The following is a 22333-nucleotide window of genomic DNA, read 5'->3' on the forward strand; positions in this document are numbered from 1 at the left end:
AAGCGTAGGAAACGTTGCTTTTGCGTTGAATGAAACCATCGGGATGAGGAAAGGAACAGGAACTATGAAAACTCCAAAACCGCTTTTGACGCTGCGGATGGTGTTTCCGCTGGCGGCATCGCTGATCGCGCTGCTGCTGGGCGAATGGATCGCCCGCGGAAGCCTGAGCGCAGATGTATTTGCAGAATTTATCTTTCCGCATATCGGGGCCTACCTGCTGGCATGGCTGCTGCTGTTTCTGGTGTGGCTGCTGCTGGACTGGGTATTCCGCTGCCCGCCGCTGTCCACGCTGGGCATGGCGGTGCTGGGCTGTGCGCCCTGTGCGGTGAACTTCTATACCCTGCAGCTGCGCGGCGAGCCCTTTCTGCCGTGGGATCTGGCACAGGTGTCGGAAGCTGCCGGTGTGGCGTCCGCTGCAGGCCTCAAGATCCAGACCAGCATGGTCGTCACCATCATCGTGGTGCTGGCACTGACGGTGGGCAGCTTCTTCCTGTTCCGCGGCCGTCACAAACAGCGCTGGCTGCCCCGGCTGGCGGGCTCTGCCGCCACGGCTGCAGCCCTCTGCCTGCTGGTGTTCGGCGTGTACTTACAGCCTGCCGTCACCCGGGCCGTCGGCATTGTGCCGGACGCATGGATGCAGGATCGTTACTACCGCTACTATGGCGTGATCACCGGCTTTATGACGAACCTTACCAATCTGGAGATCGATAAGCCGGAGGAATACTCGCAGGAAGCAGTGGATGCTCTGCTGGACAATGTGGACGAGAGCCAGAAGTTCAACACCAGTCCGCTGTATTCCACCAGCTACAGTGCCGTCACTCCCAAGGACGAGCAGGTGAAGGACCCTACCATCATCTATGTGATGGACGAGTCCTATTGGGATGTCTCGGAGCTGGAACAGTACGGCATCACCTTTGATACGGATGTCTCCCAAAACCTGCATGCATTGCAGCAGACCAGCGCCTACGGCCGGGCCTACAGTCCCAGCTTTGGCGGCGGCACCTGCGATGTGGAGTTTGAAGCATTGACCGGCTATTCGGTGTCCTTCCTGCCCAGCGGCAGCAAGCCCTACCAGCAGCATGTGACCAAGCCCATGTTTGCCATGCCCAATTATCTCAAGAGCCGGGGCTATCAGACCGCTGCCGTGCACTGCTTCTGGGCAAAATACTGGAGCCGCGACAAGGCTTACCCCAATCTTGGCTTTGACGATTTTATCAGCCTTGAGGATATGCATGGCGTGACCAAGGTTCGGAAACACTACTGGACGAGCGGCCTTGTTACCGATGATTCCATGGCAGACCAGATCATCCAGCAGTACGAGAGCATGAAGGCCTCCTCGGATAAGCCGGTGTTCCTGCACGCTGTCACCATGCAGAACCATACCAATTATAATAAGGACAACTATCCGGACGACGAGCGCGTAAAGGTGGTGTCCCATCCCACGGGCCTCAAGCCCAGCACCGTGGGTGCACTGGAGGACTTTGCCACCGGTATCCGGGACGCGGACGCCATGCTGGGCAGGCTGACCGAATACTTCTCTCAGGTGGACGAGCCGGTCATTCTGGTGTTCTGGGGCGACCACTACAACCCCATCGATTCCAACTATGACGTCTATACCGCCACCGGCTATGCCAGCGATTCCAGCGCAGACCCCCGCCTGCACCAGACCACCCTGCTGATGTGGTCCAACTACTCCGACCAGCAGGTAGACCTTGGCACCGTTGCCGCCTACGATATCTCGCCGGTGATGATGGATATCTACGGTCTGGAAGAGCCGCTCTACTTCCAGTTCCTGAACCGTCAGCTGCGTGTGGCCAGCCGCACCAACACCCGCGGAACCACCATGAATCTGGACGGCACCACCACGCAGGAGCCCACAGAGTTCCAGCAGCGGTGGCGCGCGGAGCACTGGCTGCTGCAGTACGACCTGATGTTCGGCAAAGGATATGCGCTGGATCGCATGGGCCTTTCGGCCTTCAGCGCACCGGCAAAGGGCAAATAAGAGAAAAATAACGTTTTTCTTTGTAAAAAACAGAGAAAAACACTTGCAACCGCATTCTTTTTGTGGTACTATAACAAAGCATTACACACGCATCACTATGCCCTTTTGTGCTCTTACGAGTGGAGGGCAGTCTGCCGGTACCCGATGTACTGTGCAGATCACGGTGTGCGGAGGCAAAACAATATCTGGAGGTATTTTTATTATGGCAGTCGTTTCTATGAAGCAGCTTCTCGAGGCAGGCGTGCACTTCGGTCACCAGACCCGCCGTTGGAACCCCAAGATGGCTAAGTACATCTTCACCGAGCGCAACGGCATCTATATCATCGATCTGCAGAAGACCGTGAAGAAGCTGGACGAGGCTTACAACTACGTGAAGGAAGTTGCAGCTGAGGGCGGCGACATCCTGTTCGTCGGCACCAAGAAGCAGGCTCAGGAGTCCATCCGTGACGAGGCTCTGCGCTGCGGCATGCACTATGTCAATGCTCGCTGGCTGGGCGGTATGCTGACCAACTTCCGCACCATCCGCAAGCGCATCGACCGTATGGATCAGCTGGCTAAGATGAAGGAAAACGGCACCTTCGAGCTGCTGCCCAAGAAGGAAGTTGCCAAGCTGGAGCTGGAGATGGAGAAGCTGGACAAGTACCTGGGCGGCGTCAAGAACATGAAGACCCTGCCGAAGGCTATGTTCATCGTTGATCCTCACAAGGAGCGCATCGCTGTTGCTGAGGCCCGCAAGCTGAACATCCCCATCGTTGCTATCGTTGATACCAACTGCAACCCCGACGAGATCGATTACGTGATCCCCGGCAACGACGACGCAATCCGTGCTGTCAAGCTGATCGCTGGCGCTATGGCTGACGCTGCGCTGGAAGGCAAGCAGGGCAACCAGGAGGCCGCTCCCGCTGAGGATGCAGCAAACGCCTGATTTCCCATCCCACAAACAACAAAATAACGTGTAAGGGAGAATACGAAAATGGCTATTTCTGCAAAGGACGTTATGGAACTGCGCAAGCAGACCGACTGCGGCATGATGGAGTGCAAGAAGGCTCTGACCGAGGCTGACGGCAACTTCGAGAAGGCAATCGAGATCCTGCGTGAGCGTGGTCTGGCTACCGCTGCCAAGAAGGCAAGCCGCACCGCTGCCGAGGGTATGGTCTACGCTGACTACTGCCCCAAGTGCAAGGTGGGTGTTGTCATCGAGGTCAACGCTGAGACCGACTTCGTTGCCAAGAACGACAAGTTTGTTGCTTTCGTCAAGGAGGCAACTCAGGTCATCATGAAGCAGAACCCTGCTGATGTTGAGGCTCTGATGGCTTGCAAGACCGAGTCTGGCGAGACCGTTGACGAGGCTCTGAAGAACCTGATCCTGGTTATCAAGGAGAACATCAAGGTTCGCCGTTTCGTCCGTTACGAGGGCGTCTGCTCTGCATACGTCCACGGCGGCGGCACCCACGGCATTCTGGTCAACTTCGAGACCACCAACGGCATCGAGACTAAGGACGAGTTCGCTGCTTACGGCAAGGACATCGCTATGCAGGTCGCAGCTGCAAACCCCGGCTATGTCGATGAGGCATCTGTCCCCGCTGAGGTCGTGGCCAAGGAGAAGGAGATCATGCTGGCTCAGATGGCTGGCGATCCCAAGACCGCTAACAAGCCCGAGGCTGTGAAGCAGAAGATGATCGAGGGCAAGATCAAGAAGTTCTTCAAGGAGAACTGCCTGGTCGATCAGGAGTTCGTCAAGGACGGCGACCTGACCGTTGCTCAGTACACCGCTAAGGTCGCTAAGGATCTGGGCGGCGACATCAAGATCGTCAAGTTCACCCGCTTCCAGAAGGGCGAAGGCCTGGAGAAGCGTGCTGACGACTTCGCTGCTGAAGTTGCAAGCATGGTGAAGTAATTTAACCTTTGGGTTGAATCTGGGAGCTGCAGTACCCGTAACAGGGCGCTGCGGCTCCTTTTTTGTTTGTGTTTGCCGGGTGGATGTGCTATCATAGAGAAAACAGAAAGAAGGGAGGACGAAAAGCAATGCGCAGTGTAAACAAAACGTCTCTCCGAATGGAGAGCATGATCGGATAAGGAGAATCCCTTATGAAAAGACAAACTGTGACTCTTGCGGGTGTCCCTGCCGTCCTGTACGGCGAACGGAGCCGCAAGGTCTATCTCTATCTCCATGGTAAGAACGGCTGCAAGGAAGAGGCAGAACGTTTTGCTGCTACAGCCTGTGAAGCAGGCTGGCAGGTGCTGGCTATCGACCTGCCCGAGCATGGCGCACGGAAAAACAGCCCGGAGCGGCTACTGCCATGGGTGGTGATCCCGGAACTGCAGGCTGTCTATGCCCGCATGAAGCCGGTGTGGGCGCGTATCCGGCTGTATGGCGTGAGCATCGGCGCGTGGCTTGCCATGCAGGCACTGCAGGCCGACGCCCCGGAAAAGACCCTGCTGGTCTCTCCGGTGGTGGATATGGAAGCTCTCATCACGAATATGATGCAATATGCCCATGTGACCGAGGAACAGCTGCGGCGGACAGGGGAGATCCCCACGGATCTTGGTGAGACCCTCTCATGGCCGTATCTGTGCTGGGTGCGGGAACATCCGCTGAACTGGCATGGCCGCACGCAGGTGCTCTACGGAGATCAGGATGCCCTGACCAGCCGCACCATGATCGAGCGCTTCCGTCAGGAAAGCGGAGCGCATCTGACGATCATGGAGGGCGGGGAGCACTGGTTCCACACCCCGGTGCAGATGGCGGTCCTTCAAACGTGGGAAGAAACGAACGTTTGATTTTTGATTTAGAATAGCCGCCGCGTGCGCTATGGCTATTTTTAGCGGAAAAATTATTTGTTATGAAAGAAGCCCGGAGAATCTGCGGATTCTCCGGGCTTCGCTTTTCACAAGAGGGGCCGCGATGATCCATGGCATTTACTGTCAAAATGCACTGTTTCGATGGGGCTTTTCTGGTGAAAAAGTGTTTGGAGCGGCCCGCAGGACGCCACGAACACGAATCATATAAAATAAAAATGCCGCCGACGGCTTTTATTCCGTCAGCGGCATTTTGCCTATTCTGTTAAGCGATGCTCAAACCTGAGAGATCAGACCTTTGCCTCGCTGTTATGCTCAGCGTTTTTATAGGCCTTGAAGGAGTGGAACACGATGTTCAGGCCCAGAACGATCAGCAGCACGGCCAGGATCAGCTGCAGGCCGTTTGCAATGAACACAGCACCCCAAGTGGTCTCGCCAGCGGGGATGGTGACAGCAGCGGCATTGCTGATGGCCTTGACCATAGCGATCAGGCGCTGCACCAGAGCGGTGAAGGTGACGCACAGCATGATGACCAGCGGAGGGAAGATCATCTTGTTGCTGCGGCCGGTGACCTTCAGGAACACGCACAGAGTGGCCAGAACCAGAGCGCTCAGCAGCTGGTTTGCAGAACCGAACAGGGGCCAGATGTTGGCGTAGCCGATCTTGGTCAGCAGGAAGCCGAAAGCCAGAGTCAGGAAGGTGGAGAAGTACACGTTGCACAGCAGCTTGCGCCAGCCCTCAGCATGCTCCATGTCATCCACGCTGAACAGCTCCTGGAAGCTCATGCGGCCGATACGGGCCACAGCATCCAGACTGGTCAGAGCCAGTGCGGAAACGCACATGGTCATAAACACAGAGGCAAAGTGCTGGTTCAGGCCGAAGCCCACGAAGAAGCTGGCAACGCCACGGCTGAAGACCTGGAACGGAGTGCCGTCTGCGGGGGTGCCGTCTGCAGCAGCAGAAGCACCGGCAACACACAGAGCGATGACAGCCAGCAGGCTTTCCAGCACCATGGCACCGTAGCCGACCTTCAGCATATCCTTCTCATTGGTAACGGTCTTGGAGGAGGTGCCGGAAGACACCAGACTGTGGAAACCGGAAACAGCGCCGCAGGCAACCGTAACGAACAGGATGGGGAACATGGTGCCCAGCTTGGCGTTGGTAAAGCCGGTGAACACCGGCAGGTTCATGACGGGATGGTTGACGATCAGGCCCAGAACAGCGCCCACGATCATGGCCACAAACATAAAGGTGGTCATGTGGTCACGGGGCTGCTTCAGCAGCCACATGGGCAGGACAGCGGCAAAGAAGATGTACACAAAGGTGATGTAGCTCCATGCAGCCTTACCCAGAATGATGGGGAAGTTTGCACCCACCACGAAGGACAGCACGATGAATACGATGCTGATCACATTCTCTTTCCAGCCGGTGAAGTGCAGGTTCTTCTGCAGCAGGCCAAAGACCACGGCGAACACCATGAACATGATGGAGACCATGCCGGCAGCACCGTTGGTCTGGGCAGCCTCCACCAGAGCACCGTCAGCACCGTAGGCATTGAAGGTGCCGGCAACCATGTCGGCAAAGGCGGCAATCACAATGCCGCAGAACAGCCAGCAGAACAGCAGGAACAGCTTGCGGCCGGTCTTGCCGATGTACTTTTCGATCAGCATGCCCATGCTCTTGCCGTCATTCTTAACGGAAGCGTACAGAGCACCGAAGTCGGTGACGGCACCGAAGAAGATGCCGCCCAGCAGCACCCACAGCAGCACCGGCAGCCAGCCGAAAGCAGCGGCCTGGATCGCACCGGTGACAGGGCCTGCACCGGCAATGGAGCTGAACTGGTGTGCAAACACGGTCCAGCCGTCGGTGGGAACATAGTCCCGGCCGTCCTCATGGACAACTGCCGGGGTCTTGGCAGAGGGGTCGATGCCCCACTTGTTAGCCAGCCAGCGGCCGTAAAGCATATAAGCGCCAAACAGACACACGGCTGCGATCAATACGATGACCAGCGTATTCATTGTTTTTACCTCTTTCCTTTCTTGGCATCCGGCAAATGTCAACGGCAGGGTGTAAAAAAGGCCCCGTCCTCCCGGGTTCGTTCCATTTGGGACGAACCATCGAAGACGAAGGCCTTCACATACACTGCACATCGTGTATGGAATACTCCGCGGTACCACTTCGTTTGCTGCACAGGCAGCCACTCCCAGCGTACATACATACGCAGCCCCGTAACGTGGGCAAAACGGCCATACATTACTGCGGACGGGGTCGGCGTCCGGTTCACACAGGCTGCTCGCAGGGGAGAACGCTTTGCTCCTGACTACCGCCTTTGCATCAGATGGGCGGCTCTCTGGGAGAGGGTGCTGCAAAGAATCATGTCCTGTTCATCGCATTTGCCGAATGATTGTCCGTATTTTAGTGCGGAATTCACAAATTGTCAATATCTTTGGCACAAGTTCGGAGGATGCACTAATTCAGAAAAGCGTTCTGCAAAAATTTTTAGGTGATTTTTGTTCATGCGTGAAACGAAAAAAACTATACACCTCCACGAATGAAAAGAGTTCACGCTCAGGGCTTGACTTTCACACTTTGATGTGCTAAAGTGGTGATGCAAGAAAGAATCTGAACATTTCCGAAACATTTAAGATAGGGAACGCCCCAAAACCGGACAGTCCGCTGCAGCGGCAAGGAGAACATTTATGGCAGAAAAAAATTCCAGAAGAAACCAGACCACCGATGCACTGTTTGATGCGATCCTCAGCCTGAGAACACGGGAAGAATGCTACAATTTTTTTGAGGATCTGTGCACGGTAAAGGAGATCTCCGATATGGCGCAGCGGCTGGAAGCGGCCAAAATGCTGCTGGACGGCAGTACCTACGACCAGATCGTGAAGGCGGTGGAGATCAGCACGGCTACCATCAGCCGCATCAACCGCTGCATCCAGTACGGCTCCGGCGGCTACCGCGCGACCATTGAAAAGGTGCGCGGCACCCAGAATCCCCAAAAGCAGGAGTAACACCGGCACACCCGGCAGACATAGAATGGGGCGTACACCGCCCCTGACCTGATGAACGAAAGGAAGGTTTTATCATGTCTGCTGAAAACTGTATCGATACCACCCGCTGCCCCTGCCCCTGCCTGCCCAAGGTGACGCTGGAGCAGGCGGTCGTTGATCTGGTAGAGAGCATCGCGCTGCAGGAAAATGCCCTGAGCCACATCCTCTGCGCCGAAAGCCGGAAGATGGACGCCGCCATGAAACTGGACGGTCTGGACCTGTGCAAACTGCTGGAAGTAAACGATTCGGCCACCAACATGGTGCACGCCGTGGCAAATCTGGAACTGGTGCTCAAGGATAAGCTGGAGTTCGTCTCCAACAACCTGTACTATCCGCCTGCGGATGCCGCAGCGAAGTAAGAAGATGCTGAAAGGCCTGTCCGGATGCCGGGCGGGCCTTTTCTCTGCTTGAATGCATAATTTTTGTAAAAACCATTTGTTGGAATTGCTGATAACGGGATTCTGTGCTATACTATAGGATGTATCACCATGAAAGTGAGGAAAGTTGAACATTGCTGAATTACGATGCGATCCTGTTCGATGTGGACGGAACCCTGATCGATTCTGCCCCGGGTATTATAAATACATTAAAAGAAGTCTTTGATAAGATGGGCGTGGACACCACGCACGTCAACCTGCGCCGCTATCTCGGGCCGCCGCTGCGCAAAAGCTTTGGCGAACATTTCACGGACCCGGCCCTCATTGAGAAGGCCACGAACCTTTACCGTGACAGCTACGCCGTCAAGGGCAGCCACGAGTGTGCCGCCTATCCGGGCGCAGCAGAGATGCTGCAGCACCTGAAGGCTGCGGGCCTGATCCTGTGCACGGCTACCTCCAAGCCCACGCAGGTCGTTACGCCGATCCTGAAAGAAAAGGGCCTTGCAGACTTTTTTGATTTTATCGGCGGCGCGTCCATGGACGAGAGCCGCGATACCAAGACCGATGTGGTGCGCCATGTGCTTGCCCAGCCCATGATGCAGGGCAAGCGGGTGCTGATGGTGGGCGACCGCAACGACGATATGCGCGGCGCGGCAGACTGCGGTCTGGACGCCGCCGGTGCGCTGTACGGTTACGGCAGCAGGGAGGAGCTGGCCCCCTTCCACCCCGTGCTGCTGGCAGAAAGCTGTGCCGACCTTGCAGCGCAGATCCTGGACTGAAGTGGAAACGCATAGACCCAGTGTTTACGCCGGAAAATAAGAAGCCGCTCCGGGAGCAGAAGGAACCGCGTAAACGGTACGATGCTCCGGAAAAACGGTTTTCAGGTGAATGGTGAGAGATATGAAAAAAACACAACCGGAAAAGCAATCACTTACCCCCATGCAGAAGCAGGCGGTGCTGGTGTGCGCGGTGTGCGCGCTGGCCGCTGTTTTGACCATCGGCATTACGCTGACCCTGCTCAAGCGCGGCAAGAACCCCTCCGCCCCAGTGGAGCAGCCCTCCAGCGAGGTGCTGGTGCCGGGTGAAGAGGATATCTCGGATCACTATCAGATCAACGAGACCTCCAGCGCCCTGCTGCCGGAGACCGCCGATGCGGGCGAGGACTATCAGAAAGAGACCCTGTTCATCGGTGATTCCAACACGGTGCGCCTGTATGCAAACGGCCTTGTCAGCCTGCAGCAGTTCTGCGCCAAGGAGGGCATTGGCACCCACGCGGCCCTGACCGAGGGCATCGTCACCTTTAAAAAGGACAACAACAGCTACACCATCGCGCAGGCAGTGGCCAAAATGAAGCCCCGCCGCGTGGTCATCATGCTTGGCACCAACGACAACGGCATGGCGGTGGAGGAGTTCATCAATAATTACACCGCGCTGGTGCAGGCCATTCAGGAAAGCTACCCCTATACCGATATCATCGTGAACACGGTGCCGCCGGTGCCTGCAAACCACTCTAACTATCCCAATATGGATCAGACCAAGATCGACGACTTCAATATGGCGCTGCTGTCCATGTGTGAGCAGATGGGCCTGAAGTTCCTCAATACGGCCGAGGTGCTGAAGGATGCCAACGGCTATGGCCGTGAGGACTATTATCAGAGCGGGGACATCCACCTGAAGCCCGCCGGCCTCAAGGCATTGCTGAGCTACCTGCGCACCCATGCTTACCAGACCGACGACCGCCGCCCGGATACCGCCAACATTCCTAAACGCGCGGAATACACGGCAAATCCCAGTTCTGCGGTGGCAGCACCCAGCAGCTCGGAGGCTGCAAGCTCTTCCGAAGGGCAGAGCGTGCTGTATCAGGCCGCCTATCGTGTGGATAAGAACGGCGGCGGCACCCTGTCCAGCGGCAGCGACAGCGGCAAGACGGCACTGACCTACGATGTGACCAGCACAGCTCAGTCTGTCAGCGTGACTGCCGTGCCGCAGGAGGGTCATGTGTTCGTCCGCTGGAGCGACGGCGTCACCCAGAAGACCCGCACAGATACCAATTTCAAGCAGAATGTGGATGTGACCGCCATGTTTGCACAGGCATCCATCAGCATCAGCAGCACCGGCAAGGCGGTTTTGGGCGATTACTACACCTTTACCGCAAAGCTGGGCGGTAAGCATCTTACTGCCGACAGCATCCGCTGGTACGCCAACGGTGCGGAAGTGCCGCAGGCTGCGGGCAAGACCACTGTGAAGGTGGAGATCGATCCTTCCATGCTCAATGCGACCTTCAAGGTCTATGCAGTGGCAAGCTACAACGGCTGCACCATTGCCAGCAACACCCTGAACGTGACGGTCAGCGGCGTGAGCGCTGGCTCTGCCAGCTCTTCCGGCAGCACGTCCAGCTCTTCCAGCGGCAGCACCAGCAGTTCTGGCAGCTCTTCCGCTGCTTCGTCCGGAGCTTCCTCCGGAGCTACATCCGCTTCCGACAGCACCTCGCACAGCACTTCCAGCAGCGAGAGCACGGCTCCCTCGGCAAGCACGTCCAGCTCCAACGGTGAGTCCAGCTCCTCCCACAGTACGAGCAGCAACACCTCTTCCGGCTCTTCTCATAGTACGGGCAGCAGCGTTTCTTCCGGTGAGAGCACCTCGTCCTCCCATAGCAGTTCTGCGACGGAAAGCGGTTCTCACACAGAGCCTTCGGAAGCAAATGCCAGCAAGGAAACTACCAACGAGCAGGCAGCACCCACGGACTCTGCGTCCTGAGGCTGTCACCCCGGCCTGCCGTGCCGCATAGGCTGGCAGGAAGGGAGGCGTTTTGATGTACTACGAGGAGCCCCGCACCCCGGCTCTGCCGGGCGAAGAGAACGTGACCGACGGCAGTGTGGACGATTACGGCACCGATTGGGAAAATGTGGACAACGGCGCGCTGGAAGAGGAAATGGCAAAGTGCGCCGCCACTCCCTGCGATGCAAAAACCACCTGCCCGGATAACGACCCGGAGCAAACCGATGCACAGATGTACGAAATGATCTCAGAATAATATGAAGCTGTTTTTGCAGTCAGTGCAGAGCGCCTGACGATGAAAGCAGCTTCCGGAAGCCAGCTCTGCGGGGGCAGGGCTGGCTTCTCCCTGTTGTTGAGCGCATGGCATTTGAGGCCATGGCAGAAGGAAAAGAGGGAAGATTTATGGCAAAATACTATTGCATCCTGTTCGATGCAGACAACACGCTGCTGAATTTTGACGCAGCAGAAAGCAAGGCACTGGCCGAAACGCTGGTGAACTACGGCATTGAGCCGGACGCTGAGACCGTGCAGACCTACCGCACCATCAACGAGGAGCTGTGGCGTCAGCTGGAAAAGGGGCAGATCAAGCGGGAAAAGCTTATGGCAGAGCGGTTCACTCGCTTCCTCAAGGCCGTTGATGCTGCCGGTGACGGCGTGGAAATGAACCGCTTCTATCTGGAGCAGCTCTCCACCCACCCGGATCTGATGGGGCCGGAAGTGCTGGACGTGCTGCGGGAGCTCTCCGAGGTGGCAACGCTGGCCGTTGTGACCAACGGCTTCCAGAAGGTGCAGACCCGCCGTCTGGCAGAAAGCGGCATCCTGAACTTTATGGAGGATGTATTCGTTTCCGAGAAGATGGACGCCGAAAAGCCCAACCGGAAGATCTTTGACGCAGCCCTGCGCGCCCTTGGCGTGGAGAACCGGGAGCATGTGCTGATGGTGGGCGACGGCCTGAGCAGCGACATTCAGGGCGGCGCGAATGCAGGTCTGGACACCTGCTGGTATAATCCCAATCACGCTGAGAATCCCGGCAAGGTGGTGCCTACCTACGAGATCGCAGACCTGAAGGAGCTGTATCCTCTGGTGATGGAGCAGGAAGAGCTGGCCAATGTGGGCCTGAAAAACCGCCGCCACCAGTGCTGAGCCAACAAATGGATAGAGAACGGATCATAAAACTATGCTGATACATTTGGAAAAACTAGGCAAAAGCTTTGGCGAAAAGATCGTCCTGCATGATGTGACCGCCAGCGTCGAGCGGGAGGACCGCATTGGCATCGTGGGCCAGAACGGCGCGGGCAAGACCACCCTGCTCAAGATCCTTACCGGCGAATATCAGGACTACGACGGGGAATTCAGCGTGACCCACGGCGTGACGCTGGGCTATCTGGAACAGAACGCAAAGCTGGATGCCACGCTGGATATCTACGGCGAAATGCGCTCCACCTTTGCGCCGGTGCTGGACGCCATGGCTCAGATGCAGGTGCTGGAACGCCGGATGGCTGCAAACCCGGAGGACGCATCCCTGCTGGCCCAGCATGACCAGCTGCAGAACATCGTGGATGCCGCCGACGGCTACAACATGGATGTGAACATCAAAAAGGTGCTGTCCGGCATGGGCTTTCCGCAGGATACATGGCAGAAGAACATTGCGGTGCTCTCCGGCGGCGAGCTGACGAGACTGCGGCTGGCCAAGCTGCTTTTGAAAAAGCCGGATGTGCTCATTCTGGACGAGCCCACTAACCACTTGGACTTTGCCACTATGGAATGGCTGGAAAACTACCTCAAGGGCTATTCCGGCGCGGTGCTGGTGGTCAGCCATGACCGCTATTTTCTGGATAACGTGTGTACAAAGATCTGGGAAGTCTCGTTCCAGACCATGACCGCCTACAAGGGCAACTTCTCGACCTACCTGCCCCAGAAGGAAGCTGCCGATGCCCTGCGCCAGAAGCAGCACGATGCGGACGTGGCGCTGGCCGAAAAGCTGCAGGACTACGTGGACCGCAACCTTGTGCGCGCCTCCACCACCAAAATGGCCCAGAGCCGCCGCAAGCAGCTGGAAAAGCTGGAGATCACCGAAGCCCCCAAGGACGAGACCAATCAGCTCAAGTTCCGGTTTGAATATGACGTAGAACCGTGGAATGAGCTGGTGCTGCTCAAGAACCTGACCATCCGGATCGGGGAGCGCACCCTGCTGGAGCCCTTCACCTACACGGTGTGCCGCGGCCAGAGACTGGTGATCGCAGGTCCCAACGGCGCAGGCAAATCCACCCTGATGCAGGTGCTGGACGGCAAGCGCCGTCCCTCCGGCGGTATGGTGCGGCTGGGCACCGGTGCACGGCCCAGCATTTTTGCCCAGCAGCAGAACCGTCTGGGTCAGGGCCGGGTCATCGATGTGATCTGGAACAAGTACCCCCGCATGACTGAGCTGGAAGTGCGCAACCATCTGGCAAAGCTGGGCTTCCGGGGGGAGACGGTGTTCAAGCCCTGCGAGGCGCTTTCCGGCGGCGAGCTGGCACGCCTGCGCTTTGCGGAGATCGTGCTGGAACGGCCCAATCTGCTGTTTCTGGACGAGCCCACCAACCATCTGGACATTTACACCCGCGAAAATCTCACCGAGGCCCTCATGGCCTACACCGGCACGCTGCTGCTGGTCACCCATGACCGCCATCTGATGAACAGTCTGGCCTGTCCCATCCTTTACCTTGAGGACGGCAAGGCCACCATCTACCCCAGCTACGACGCCCTGATGGGCCGCAACGCCCCGGCCCCTGCCGTGCAGAAGGCCGCCGAGTCCGCCAAGACCGGGTATGGCAAGGAACAGCGCCGCCGCCGCGCCGAGCTGCGGGCCAAGATCAAAGCCTGTGAGGATGAGATGGAGGCCTGCGGTGCCCGCGAGGTGGAACTGGACAACGAGATCAATTCCCCCGAGGTGTACAACGACCCCGACCTGCTGCGCCAGAAGAGCGACGAGCTGAGCGATCTGCGCTTCCATCAGGAGGAGCTGTTTGCCGCATGGGAAGCTGCCATGGAAGAGCAGGAAAGCTACGAGCAGAGCCAGACCGAAGAATAAAGGAGGGGACAGAATGCCAGGGAATCGACGCAGCTATGAAAAAACACGGCACATTGCGCTTTCCGGTCTGCTGTTTGCGCTGGCCATGGCGCTGTCCTTTATTGAGGGCACACTCACCATCCCGGGCCTGCTGCCGGGCATGAAGCTGGGCCTTGCCAACATCGTAGTGATGTACGCGCTGTTTTTCATGGGGCCAAAGCAGGCACTGGTGCTGGATGTGCTCAAGGCGCTGTTCGTGTTTCTGGTGTCCGGCTTCACGGCGGGCTTCCTCTCGCTGTGTGGCGGCCTTTTGTCCCTGCTGGTGATGTGGGTGCTCTACTATCTGCTGCCGGTGCGGCCCACATGGTTCATCCTGTCCGTATGCGGCGCACTGGCCCACAACATCGGCCAGCTGCTGGGTGCAGGTGTGATCATTTCGTCCTCGCTGTCCTTCTACTATGCGCCGGTCATGCTGGTGCTGGGCCTTGTGATGGGCGCACTGACCTCCATCACCCTCAGGGCCCTGCTGCCTGCTCTGGGCAAAATGGGTTTTTCCACGCAGGAAAAGCGCGGCGAATAACCAACGCCCGGCCCGGCATGGTTGCATTTTGGCCGGAAATCAGTATAATAAGGAAACAACATACTTTATAGATAGGAACTCTTGCATACGGCGCTGCCGCCGTGGGAAAGTACGCGGCAGCCGGGAGGTGTTTGCACAATGAGTGAAAAAGTTACCATCAAGGTGGAGCGCAAAACGCTGCACCTGCCCACCATCGCCCTGCGGGGTCTGGTGGTGTTCCCCAACAATCTTGTCCACTTTGAGGTGGGCCGCGAAAAAAGCATTGCCGCCGTGGAGTGGGCAATGGCAAATAATTCCAATGTTTTTCTGGTGGCGCAGAAGTCCATGGATACCACGGACCCCGCTCAGGCCGACCTGTTCACCTACGGCGTGGTGGCCGAGGTGAAGCAGGTGCTGCGGGTCTCCGAGGACCTTGTAAAGGTTCTGGTGGAGGGTAAGTACCGCGCAAAGCTCACGGAGCTGGATGCCAGCGGTGATTTTCTGCTGTCGGAAGTGCGCCCGGCCCCGGTGCGCCCCGGCAAGCCCGAGGAAGCCGTGGAGACCGAAGCGCTGCTGCGCGCCCTCAAGACCGGGTTTGACGAGTATCTCGGCATGAACCCGCGCCTTGGCAAGGACGTGGTGTTTGCCATCGTTTCCAGCGATGACCCTGCCTTCCTCAGCGAGTATATGCCCGCGAACCTGCTGTTCCGCTACGAGGACAAGCAGGCTGTCATGGATGAGGGCACCCTGAACGGGCGGCTGAAAAAGCTGGTCGAGATGCTGCGCCGCGAGTGTCAGGTGATGAAAATTGAAAAGGAGATCGCGGAAAAGGTCAACGACTCCATGGACAAGAACCAGCGCGATTATTACCTGCACGAACAGCTGCACATCATCAGCGATGAACTGGGCGAGGGCGACGACACCCACGCTGAGGCGGACGAGTACCGCCGCAGGATCACGGAACTGCACCTTGCGGAGGACAGCGAGAAAAAGCTGCTCAAGGAGGTAGACCGTCTTTCCAAGATGCAGGGCTCCAATCAGGAGGCAACGGTCATCCGCACCTATCTGGACACCTGTCTGGATCTGCCGTGGAACACTTTCACGGTGGATGACCTTGATATCGGCCGTGCGCAGCAGATTTTGGACCGTGACCACTATGGCCTGAAAAAGGTGAAGGACCGCATTCTGGAAACGCTGGCCGTGCGCAAGCTGGCACCGGACGTCAAAGCCCAGATCATCTGTCTGGTGGGCCCTCCGGGCGTCGGCAAAACCAGTATTGCACGCTCCATCGCTGAAAGCCTTGGCCGCAAGTATGTGCGCATCAGTCTGGGCGGCGTGCGGGATGAAGCTGAGATCCGCGGCCACCGCCGCACCTACATTGGTGCCATGCCCGGCAAGATCATCAATGCCATGATCACCGCCAAGAGCGCGAACCCCCTGATGCTGCTGGACGAGATCGACAAGCTGGCAGGTGACTTCCGGGGAGACCCGGCCGCAGCCCTGCTGGAAGCGCTGGACCCGGAGCAGAACAGTACCTTCAACGACCATTTCATCGATATCCCGTTTGATCTGAGCCATGTATTCTTCATCACCACGGCCAACGATCTGGGCAGCATCCCCGGCCCGCTGCGTGACCGCATGGACGTCATCGAACTGCCCAGCTATACCCGTGTGGAGAAATATAACATTGCCCGCAAGCATCTGCTGCCCAAGCAGCTCAAGGCCTGCGGCCTGACCGGCAAGGTCACTCTGAGCCAGAGCGCGCTCTACGGCATCATCGACGGCTACACCCGCGAGGCCGGTGTGCGCAATCTGGAACGCACCATCACCAGTGTACTGCGCAAGTGCGCCCGTAAGATCGCCTCCGGTGAGGTGGAGAGCGTGTCTGTCACCGGCACCATGCTGGAAGAGCTGCTGGGCCCCCGCTTCGTCAAGCCCGATTTCCTCAACCGTACCAATATGGTGGGCGTTGCCAACGGTCTGGCATGGACCAGCGTGGGCGGCGAGACCCTGCCCATTGAGGTGCAGGTCATTCCGGAGGGCAGCGGCAAGGTTACCGTCACCGGTTCGCTGGGCGACGTGATGAAGGAGAGCGCCCAGCTGGCCATCACATGGGTGCGGGTGCATGCCGACGAGTATGGCATCGACCCGGAAAAGCTCAAGAAATGTGATCTGCATATCCATGCCCCCGAGGGCGCAGTGCCCAAGGATGGCCCCAGTGCAGGCGTCACCCTGACCACGGCGCTGGTATCCTGCCTGTCCGGCATCCCGGTGCGCGGCGATGTTGCCATGACCGGCGAGATCACCCTGCACGGCAATGTGCTGCCCATCGGCGGCCTGCGGGAAAAGAGCATGGCGGCCTACCGCGAGGGCATGAAGACCGTGCTCATTCCCAAGGACAACGAGCCCGACCTGTATGAGGTGGACGACGAGGTGAAGAAGAGCCTTACCTTCCTGCCCATGCAGAGCCTGACGCAGGTGCTGAACGCAGCTCTGCTCAAGCCCCAGAACGCAAAGAAGGCCAAGGCTCCCAGCCGCACCCATGCAAAGAAAAAGGCGGCAGACGCCGCCATTGTGCCGCCCACCGCAGAAAAGCCCCAGCCCGGCGCGGTGTGCTGAGGGGAAAGCACTCCTTCCACCGCTGACGCGGTCCCCCTCCCTCAAGGAGGGAGGCTTTGGCATACCGGAAAGCTTTCCCTCTTCGCCAGAGGCTCCCTCACTGAGGGAGCTGGCATCGCGTAAGCGATGACTGAAGGAGTTGGGATAGATGGCATTTATCAAAGAAAGGAAAGCTCCATGAATTACAACAAAGCTGATTTCATTGCCAGCTACGGCATTTCCAGCCAGCTGCCCGAGAGCGACCGCCCGGAACTGAGCTTTTCAGGGCGGTCCAATGTGGGAAAATCCAGCCTGATCAATAAGCTGTGCAGCCGCAAAAACCTCGCCCGCGTGTCCAGCACGCCGGGCAAAACGGCCACCATCAATTTCTATTCGGTGGACGACTGCTATTTTGTGGACCTGCCCGGCTATGGCTACGCCAAGGTGAGCAACGCTGACCGTGAGCGCTGGGACGACCTGATCAACAGCTACTTCGAGGCCCCGCGCCACCACACCCTGCTGGTGCAGCTGCTGGACTGCCGCCATGCGCCCAGCGCTGACGATGAGCAGATGCTGCGCTACCTGCACTATCACCAGATCCCCTACGTGGTGGCCCTGACCAAGGCTGATAAGCTCAAAAAGAGCCAGCTGGCCAAGACGCAGGAGGACTTTGAAAACCTCTGCCGCCCCTATGGCTGCCAGAAGGTGGTGCTGACCAGCGGCGAGAACGGCTACGGCATCCCGGAGCTGCAGGCGGTGCTCAATGCCGCGGTTGCTGCCGGGGAACAGGAAGCGGAGTAAACCATGGCCTACAACGAATTTGCCTATTTCTACGATGAATTCAACGGCGAGGCCGATTATGACGCGCTGTATGCGCACATCCGTGCCGAACTGCAAGCCCATGGCATCCAGGACGGCATCCTTGCCGACCTTGGCTGCGGCACCGGTGAGCTGACCCTGATGCTCACGCAGGCGGGCTATGACATGATCGGCATTGACCAGTCAGAGGAAATGCTCTGCGTTGTGCGGGACAAGGCCGAACAGCTGGGCCTTTCCGGCAGGCTGCTGCTTTTGCGGCAGGATCTGCTCAAGCTGGATCTGTACGGCACCATCCGGGGCGCAGTGTCAACCTTTGACACCTTCAACCACATCCCGGATCTGGACACGGCCATTGCCAACGCAGGCTTCTTTATGGAAAAAGGCGGCGTGTTCCTCTTTGATATGAACACGCCCTACAAGCACCGGAACGTGCTGGGCGACAACGAATTTACCTTTGAGGAAGAGGATGCCGCCTGCGTGTGGCGCAACCACTACGATGCCGTGAACCGCCGTGTGGAGATCACCGTGGACATCGACTACCACGAGACCGGCGAGCACTTCCACGAGCAGTTCTACGAGTACACCTACGACCTTGACACCATCCGCACCGCGCTGGAAAAGCACGGCTTTGCGCTGGAAAGCGTCTGCGACGGCGAGACCTTCGGCCCGCTGACCGAGGACAGCCAGCGCTATTTCTTCTGCGCAGTCAAGCAGTATACACAATTGGAGGAATAACCTATGGCAAATCTGATCCGCGGCCTGTCGGAGAACGGCGGCGTCGTGTTCTGCGGCGTGGACTCCACTCAGATCGTCCGCAAGGCCGAAAAGCTGCACACCACCAGCGCCACCTGCAGCGCGGCACTGGGCCGCCTGCTCACCGGCGCAGCCCTGATGGGCTCCATGCTCAAGGACGACCGCGATAAGATCACCCTGCGTGTGTCCGGCGGCGGCCCCGCCGGCGTGGTCATTGCCTGCACCGACGGTACCGGCAACGTGAAAGGCTGCATCGATAACCCGCTGGTGGAGCTGCCTGCAAAGCCGAACGGCCATCTGGATGTGGGCGGCGCTGTGGGCAAAGACGGTGTGCTCACCGTCATCCGGGATAACAGCCTGCAAAAGGAGCCTACCGTGGGTCAGGTACCGCTGGTCTCCGGCGAGATCGCCGAGGATCTGACCGCCTACTACGCCTACAGCGAGCAGGTGCCCACCGTCATGGCACTGGGCGTGCTGGTGGACAAGGACCTGTCCATCCTGTGTGCAGGCGGCTTTATGGTGCAGCTGCTGCCCGGTGCCACCGATGCAGAGATCGATCAGCTGGAAAAAAATATTGCAGCCATGCCTTCCGTCACCACCATGCTGCACGAGGGCAAGACCCCCGAGGATATGATGCAGCTGGCGCTGGCGGGTTTTGAACCCAACGTGCTGGACGAGCGCGATGTGCACTACCAGTGCGACTGCAGTGCGGAACGTACGAAGGAAATGCTGTTCAGCCTTGGCCGCAAGGAGCTGGTGAAAATGCGTGACGAGGACCCGAACTGTGAGGTGGTATGCCACTTCTGTCACAGCAAGTACCAGTACGACCTGAACGACCTGCTCGCGGAGTATGACGCGCAGGCAGCGGAAAACAAATAAGACGCAAAATGCAAAAGGGCTTTCCCGGAAATGGGAAGGCCCTTTTTGCATCTCACCCGCAGATATCCGCAATGATCGTATACGTCACGGTGTAATTCAGCCTGCCGTCGTTCACAGTGCAGTCCTCTTTGCGGGCAATGCGCTCCGCATCCGGCCATGCGGCGTACAAAGCCTGCAGGCTCTGCAGCCGGGCCAGTGCCGCCGCCTGCTCCCCGGTGCGGCAGAGCGTTTCCGGCTGCTGCCCGTACCGGCAGGTCTCCCGGATGGAGCAGGGGAGCACAAGGCCCAGCAAAGGCAGTTCCGGCTGATAATGCCGGGTGGTGAGAACGGCGTTTTCCGGCGCAGCCGCGGCAGGCAGGGCAAATGCCTGCCCGAACACCAAAAGCTCTATGCTGCGGGTACAGCCTCCGGTGTACTGAAAGACATTCTCTTCCAGCGGCACGGTGCAGGTGTCGTTCCATTCAAACTGGGCAAGCACCGTCCCGGCGGCGGGGGCAAAGATCAGCGTACCGTCGCGCTCACTGCGCGCCGTGCCAATGAGGCCCTGTCCGGCTTCCACCTGCTGCCCGGGCACCACCAGCATGGTGCCGCTGACAAGGTTCGTGCGCACCACAGTGCCGCTGCATCGGGCCCGGATGCCGTGCAGCGTTCCGGCGGCAATGTCGGGCTTGGGCTTTGCGGCGGCGGCTTCCACTTCCAGCCGTCCTTTGGCAAAATTCAGGCTGGCCCATGAGAACTCACCACTGTGCAGCAGGGCGTATTCCCCGGCGGCGAGCTTTGCTTCGGTCACGGCAGAGCCGGGCTGCAGGCCCGCCTCTCGCAGAACGGCAGACGCCCGCGCAGCCTGTCCGGCGGTGAGGGTGGAGACGTCAGAAAACCAGACGAACTGCTGCGTCCAGAGCAAAAGCGGCAGGAACACCGCCAGCCCGGCCCAGAGCCCGGCCCGGCGCAGCAACGGGCGCACCCGGAAGTACAGCCCCTGCTTTTTGCGCACCCGCAGCCGTACCCGGTATCTGCGGGCCAGAGCAGCAAGGCGCGGATACTGCCGGGCGGCACAGTGGCCGCAGAAGCCCCCGGGCAGTGCCGTCACGCCATAGAGATGCAGCCCGGCCCGGGCGGCAGCGGTGAGCAGGGCCTCGGTGCTGCCGCTGCGTGCAGTGAACTCCACTGCGGCCCAAAGCCTTACCGGTTCCATGGAGGCACCTCCTATTCATTTGCGAAGTCCGTCCGCAGAAAGTGGCCCCGCAGGGTCAGGCGGGTGGCGGTGAGGGTGATGATCTTCAGCTCATCGCCGTGAACGGTGAAACGGCCATGGGGCATCTGCAGGCAAAGGCAGTCCGGGCTGTAGGTCAGGATGCACCGGAAATGCTCGATCTCCATCTGTCCGCCGCTCAGGTAGACGGCGGGTGTGCGGTAAAACCCCTTGGGTGGCTGACGGAACAGTGCTGCAAGCCAGCGGTGCGGCGGCTGCGTTTTGTGCTTGGCCCACATGCCACTCCCTCCCATCCCGCAGTTCTGCCCGCGGCGCGCTGCTACATATATATGGATGCGGAGGGCTTGCTTATGAATCGAACCCACAAATTCCGGCAGGGAATGCTGCTGTCGCTGGCAATGTTCACGGCAGTTTTGGTGTTTGCAGCACCGCAGCGCTGCGCGGATGCCCTGCATGCAGGCCTTGTGCTCTGCGGCGGGCGGCTGCTGGTATCGCTGTTTCCGTTTCTCATCGTTTCGGCGCTGCTCATGGGCTGCGGGGCCGGGCCGCTGCTGGGCTTTGCGTTCCAGCCGGCAGCCCGGGTCATTGGGGTGCGGGCAAAGGCCGCAGGCAGTGTGCTGCTCATAGGCTTTCTGGGCGGGTTTGCACCGGCAGCGGCCGCAGCGGCACAGGCGGTGCGCACCGATCAGCTGACGCCCCGGCAGGCATCGGCGCTGCTGCCCGCCTGTGTGTGCAGCGGGCCGTCCTTTGTCATTCTCACGGTAGGGGAGCAGATGCTGGGCAGCCGGGCGCTGGGGGTGCGGTTGTTTGCGGCCCAGCTGCTGGCGGGATATCTTACGGCGGCGGTGCTCTGCCGGATGCAGGGCGGTGCCGGGCAGTGCCTGCCCGCAAAGGCAGAGGATATCCCGCTGCCCACTCTGGATGCCGTGGTGGCGCAGGCAGCGGTCACGTACCTGAAACTGTGCGGTTTTGTGCTGTATTTCCGGCTGCTGGCGGCGGGAGCGGAGGCTTTGCTGCCAAAACCGTGGTCGGTGCTGCCCGCGATGCTGCTGGAGGTTTGCTCCGGCTGTGACTGCGCATCCCACACCGGACTGTGGGCCAGCACCCTTTGCTGTGCGGCCCTCAGCATGCAGGGAGCTTCGGTGCTTTTGCAGGTGCGTACCATCTGCCCGCCGGAGGTGTCACTGGGGCCATTGCTGGCCGCGCGGGTGCTGCATCTGCCCCTGTCACTGGCACTGTTCTGGCTGGTGATGCCGGGGACAGAGCAGGCTGTGCAGGCGTTCAGCACCCTGTCCGGGCGGGTGGCGGTCATGCACCGCGTGCCGCTGGACTGCGCCCTGCTGGCCTTTGCCGTGTGCTGCATTACCGTGGCAGAGCTGCAGAAGAGGTGCAGCGGACAGTGCGGGGCGCTCCATGACCAACACAAAAAGACCGCTGCACGTTGATGTTTC

At 59.0% G+C, this 22333-nt stretch carries 20 protein-coding genes; 17 read left to right on the forward strand and 3 right to left on the reverse strand.

All coding sequences use genetic code 11. The features are described from left to right. Window positions 1-64: 64 nt before the first annotated feature. The 4 genes from ACNSPV_RS09445 (at window position 65) to ACNSPV_RS09460 (ending at window position 4783) form a co-directional block, all read left to right on the forward strand. Window positions 65-2002: an LTA synthase family protein gene (locus tag ACNSPV_RS09445; RefSeq protein ID WP_348583609.1), complete on the forward strand. Its 1938-nt coding sequence runs from the start codon at window positions 65-67 to the stop codon at window positions 2000-2002. 202 nt (window positions 2003-2204) lie between these two features. Next, window positions 2205-2927, forward strand: a complete 723-nt coding sequence (gene rpsB, locus ACNSPV_RS09450; RefSeq protein WP_022257112.1) for a 30S ribosomal protein S2 — start codon at window positions 2205-2207, stop codon at window positions 2925-2927. A gap of 48 nt (window positions 2928-2975) precedes the next feature. Beyond that, window positions 2976-3899 (forward strand): translation elongation factor Ts, encoded by a 924-nt coding sequence (tsf, locus tag ACNSPV_RS09455; RefSeq protein ID WP_348583608.1) that lies wholly within the window; start codon window positions 2976-2978, stop codon window positions 3897-3899. A 191-nt stretch (window positions 3900-4090) separates the two neighbouring features. Beyond that, window positions 4091-4783, forward strand: a complete 693-nt coding sequence (locus ACNSPV_RS09460; RefSeq protein ID WP_348583607.1) for an alpha/beta hydrolase — start codon at window positions 4091-4093, stop codon at window positions 4781-4783. 308 nt (window positions 4784-5091) lie between these two features. Here ACNSPV_RS09460 and ACNSPV_RS09465 read toward each other — a convergent pair whose 3' ends face one another. Next, window positions 5092-6819: a carbon starvation protein A gene (locus ACNSPV_RS09465; protein ID WP_348583606.1), complete on the reverse strand. Its 1728-nt coding sequence runs from the start codon at window positions 6817-6819 to the stop codon at window positions 5092-5094. Window positions 6820-7500: 681 nt separating this feature from the next. Between ACNSPV_RS09465 and ACNSPV_RS09470 the strand changes: the two genes are divergently transcribed. The 12 genes from ACNSPV_RS09470 (at window position 7501) to hslO (ending at window position 19669) form a co-directional block, all read left to right on the forward strand. Next, window positions 7501-7818: a YerC/YecD family TrpR-related protein gene (locus tag ACNSPV_RS09470; RefSeq protein ID WP_249238594.1), complete on the forward strand. Its 318-nt coding sequence runs from the start codon at window positions 7501-7503 to the stop codon at window positions 7816-7818. A gap of 74 nt (window positions 7819-7892) precedes the next feature. Then, entirely contained in the window at window positions 7893-8216 is a 324-nt protein-coding gene (locus ACNSPV_RS09475; protein WP_005940334.1) for a hypothetical protein, read from the forward strand. A gap of 152 nt (window positions 8217-8368) precedes the next feature. After that, window positions 8369-9013: an HAD-IA family hydrolase gene (locus ACNSPV_RS09480; protein ID WP_348583605.1), complete on the forward strand. Its 645-nt coding sequence runs from the start codon at window positions 8369-8371 to the stop codon at window positions 9011-9013. A gap of 121 nt (window positions 9014-9134) precedes the next feature. Next, window positions 9135-10991: an SGNH/GDSL hydrolase family protein gene (locus ACNSPV_RS09485; RefSeq protein WP_348583604.1), complete on the forward strand. Its 1857-nt coding sequence runs from the start codon at window positions 9135-9137 to the stop codon at window positions 10989-10991. 55 nt (window positions 10992-11046) lie between these two features. Continuing rightward, a complete protein-coding gene (locus ACNSPV_RS09490; RefSeq protein WP_348583603.1) occupies window positions 11047-11268 on the forward strand; it encodes a hypothetical protein in 222 nt (73 codons plus the stop codon). Between the two features lie 146 nt (window positions 11269-11414). Continuing rightward, on the forward strand, window positions 11415-12155 hold the full coding sequence (locus ACNSPV_RS09495) for a YjjG family noncanonical pyrimidine nucleotidase (protein WP_339394764.1): 741 nt from the start codon (window positions 11415-11417) through the stop codon (window positions 12153-12155). Window positions 12156-12189: 34 nt separating this feature from the next. Continuing rightward, window positions 12190-14082, forward strand: a complete 1893-nt coding sequence (locus ACNSPV_RS09500) for an ABC-F family ATP-binding cassette domain-containing protein (protein ID WP_348583602.1) — start codon at window positions 12190-12192, stop codon at window positions 14080-14082. 13 nt (window positions 14083-14095) lie between these two features. Next, entirely contained in the window at window positions 14096-14641 is a 546-nt protein-coding gene (locus ACNSPV_RS09505) for a Gx transporter family protein (RefSeq protein WP_348583601.1), read from the forward strand. A gap of 138 nt (window positions 14642-14779) precedes the next feature. Beyond that, window positions 14780-17239 (forward strand): endopeptidase La, encoded by a 2460-nt coding sequence (lon, locus tag ACNSPV_RS09510; RefSeq protein ID WP_348583600.1) that lies wholly within the window; start codon window positions 14780-14782, stop codon window positions 17237-17239. 177 nt (window positions 17240-17416) lie between these two features. Then, on the forward strand, window positions 17417-18019 hold the full coding sequence (gene yihA, locus ACNSPV_RS09515; RefSeq protein ID WP_348583599.1) for a ribosome biogenesis GTP-binding protein YihA/YsxC: 603 nt from the start codon (window positions 17417-17419) through the stop codon (window positions 18017-18019). 3 nt (window positions 18020-18022) lie between these two features. Further along, complete coding sequence (locus tag ACNSPV_RS09520; protein WP_339394769.1) at window positions 18023-18772, forward strand: class I SAM-dependent methyltransferase; 750 nt, start codon at window positions 18023-18025, stop codon at window positions 18770-18772. Window positions 18773-18775: 3 nt separating this feature from the next. Continuing rightward, window positions 18776-19669, forward strand: coding sequence for an Hsp33 family molecular chaperone HslO (gene hslO / locus ACNSPV_RS09525; protein WP_348583598.1), 894 nt, complete (start codon window positions 18776-18778; stop codon window positions 19667-19669). A 52-nt stretch (window positions 19670-19721) separates the two neighbouring features. Here hslO and ACNSPV_RS09530 read toward each other — a convergent pair whose 3' ends face one another. Continuing rightward, on the reverse strand, window positions 19722-20864 hold the full coding sequence (locus tag ACNSPV_RS09530) for a sporulation protein YqfD (protein ID WP_348583597.1): 1143 nt from the start codon (window positions 20862-20864) through the stop codon (window positions 19722-19724). Between the two features lie 11 nt (window positions 20865-20875). Further along, window positions 20876-21160 (reverse strand): YabP/YqfC family sporulation protein, encoded by a 285-nt coding sequence (locus ACNSPV_RS09535; protein WP_348583596.1) that lies wholly within the window; start codon window positions 21158-21160, stop codon window positions 20876-20878. A gap of 72 nt (window positions 21161-21232) precedes the next feature. Between ACNSPV_RS09535 and ACNSPV_RS09540 the strand changes: the two genes are divergently transcribed. Next, window positions 21233-22327, forward strand: coding sequence for a hypothetical protein (locus ACNSPV_RS09540; protein WP_348583595.1), 1095 nt, complete (start codon window positions 21233-21235; stop codon window positions 22325-22327). Window positions 22328-22333: the final 6 nt, after the last annotated feature.

This window comes from Faecalibacterium sp. 3 (assembly GCF_048323735.1).
Lineage (GTDB): Bacteria > Bacillota > Clostridia > Oscillospirales > Ruminococcaceae > Faecalibacterium > Faecalibacterium wellingii.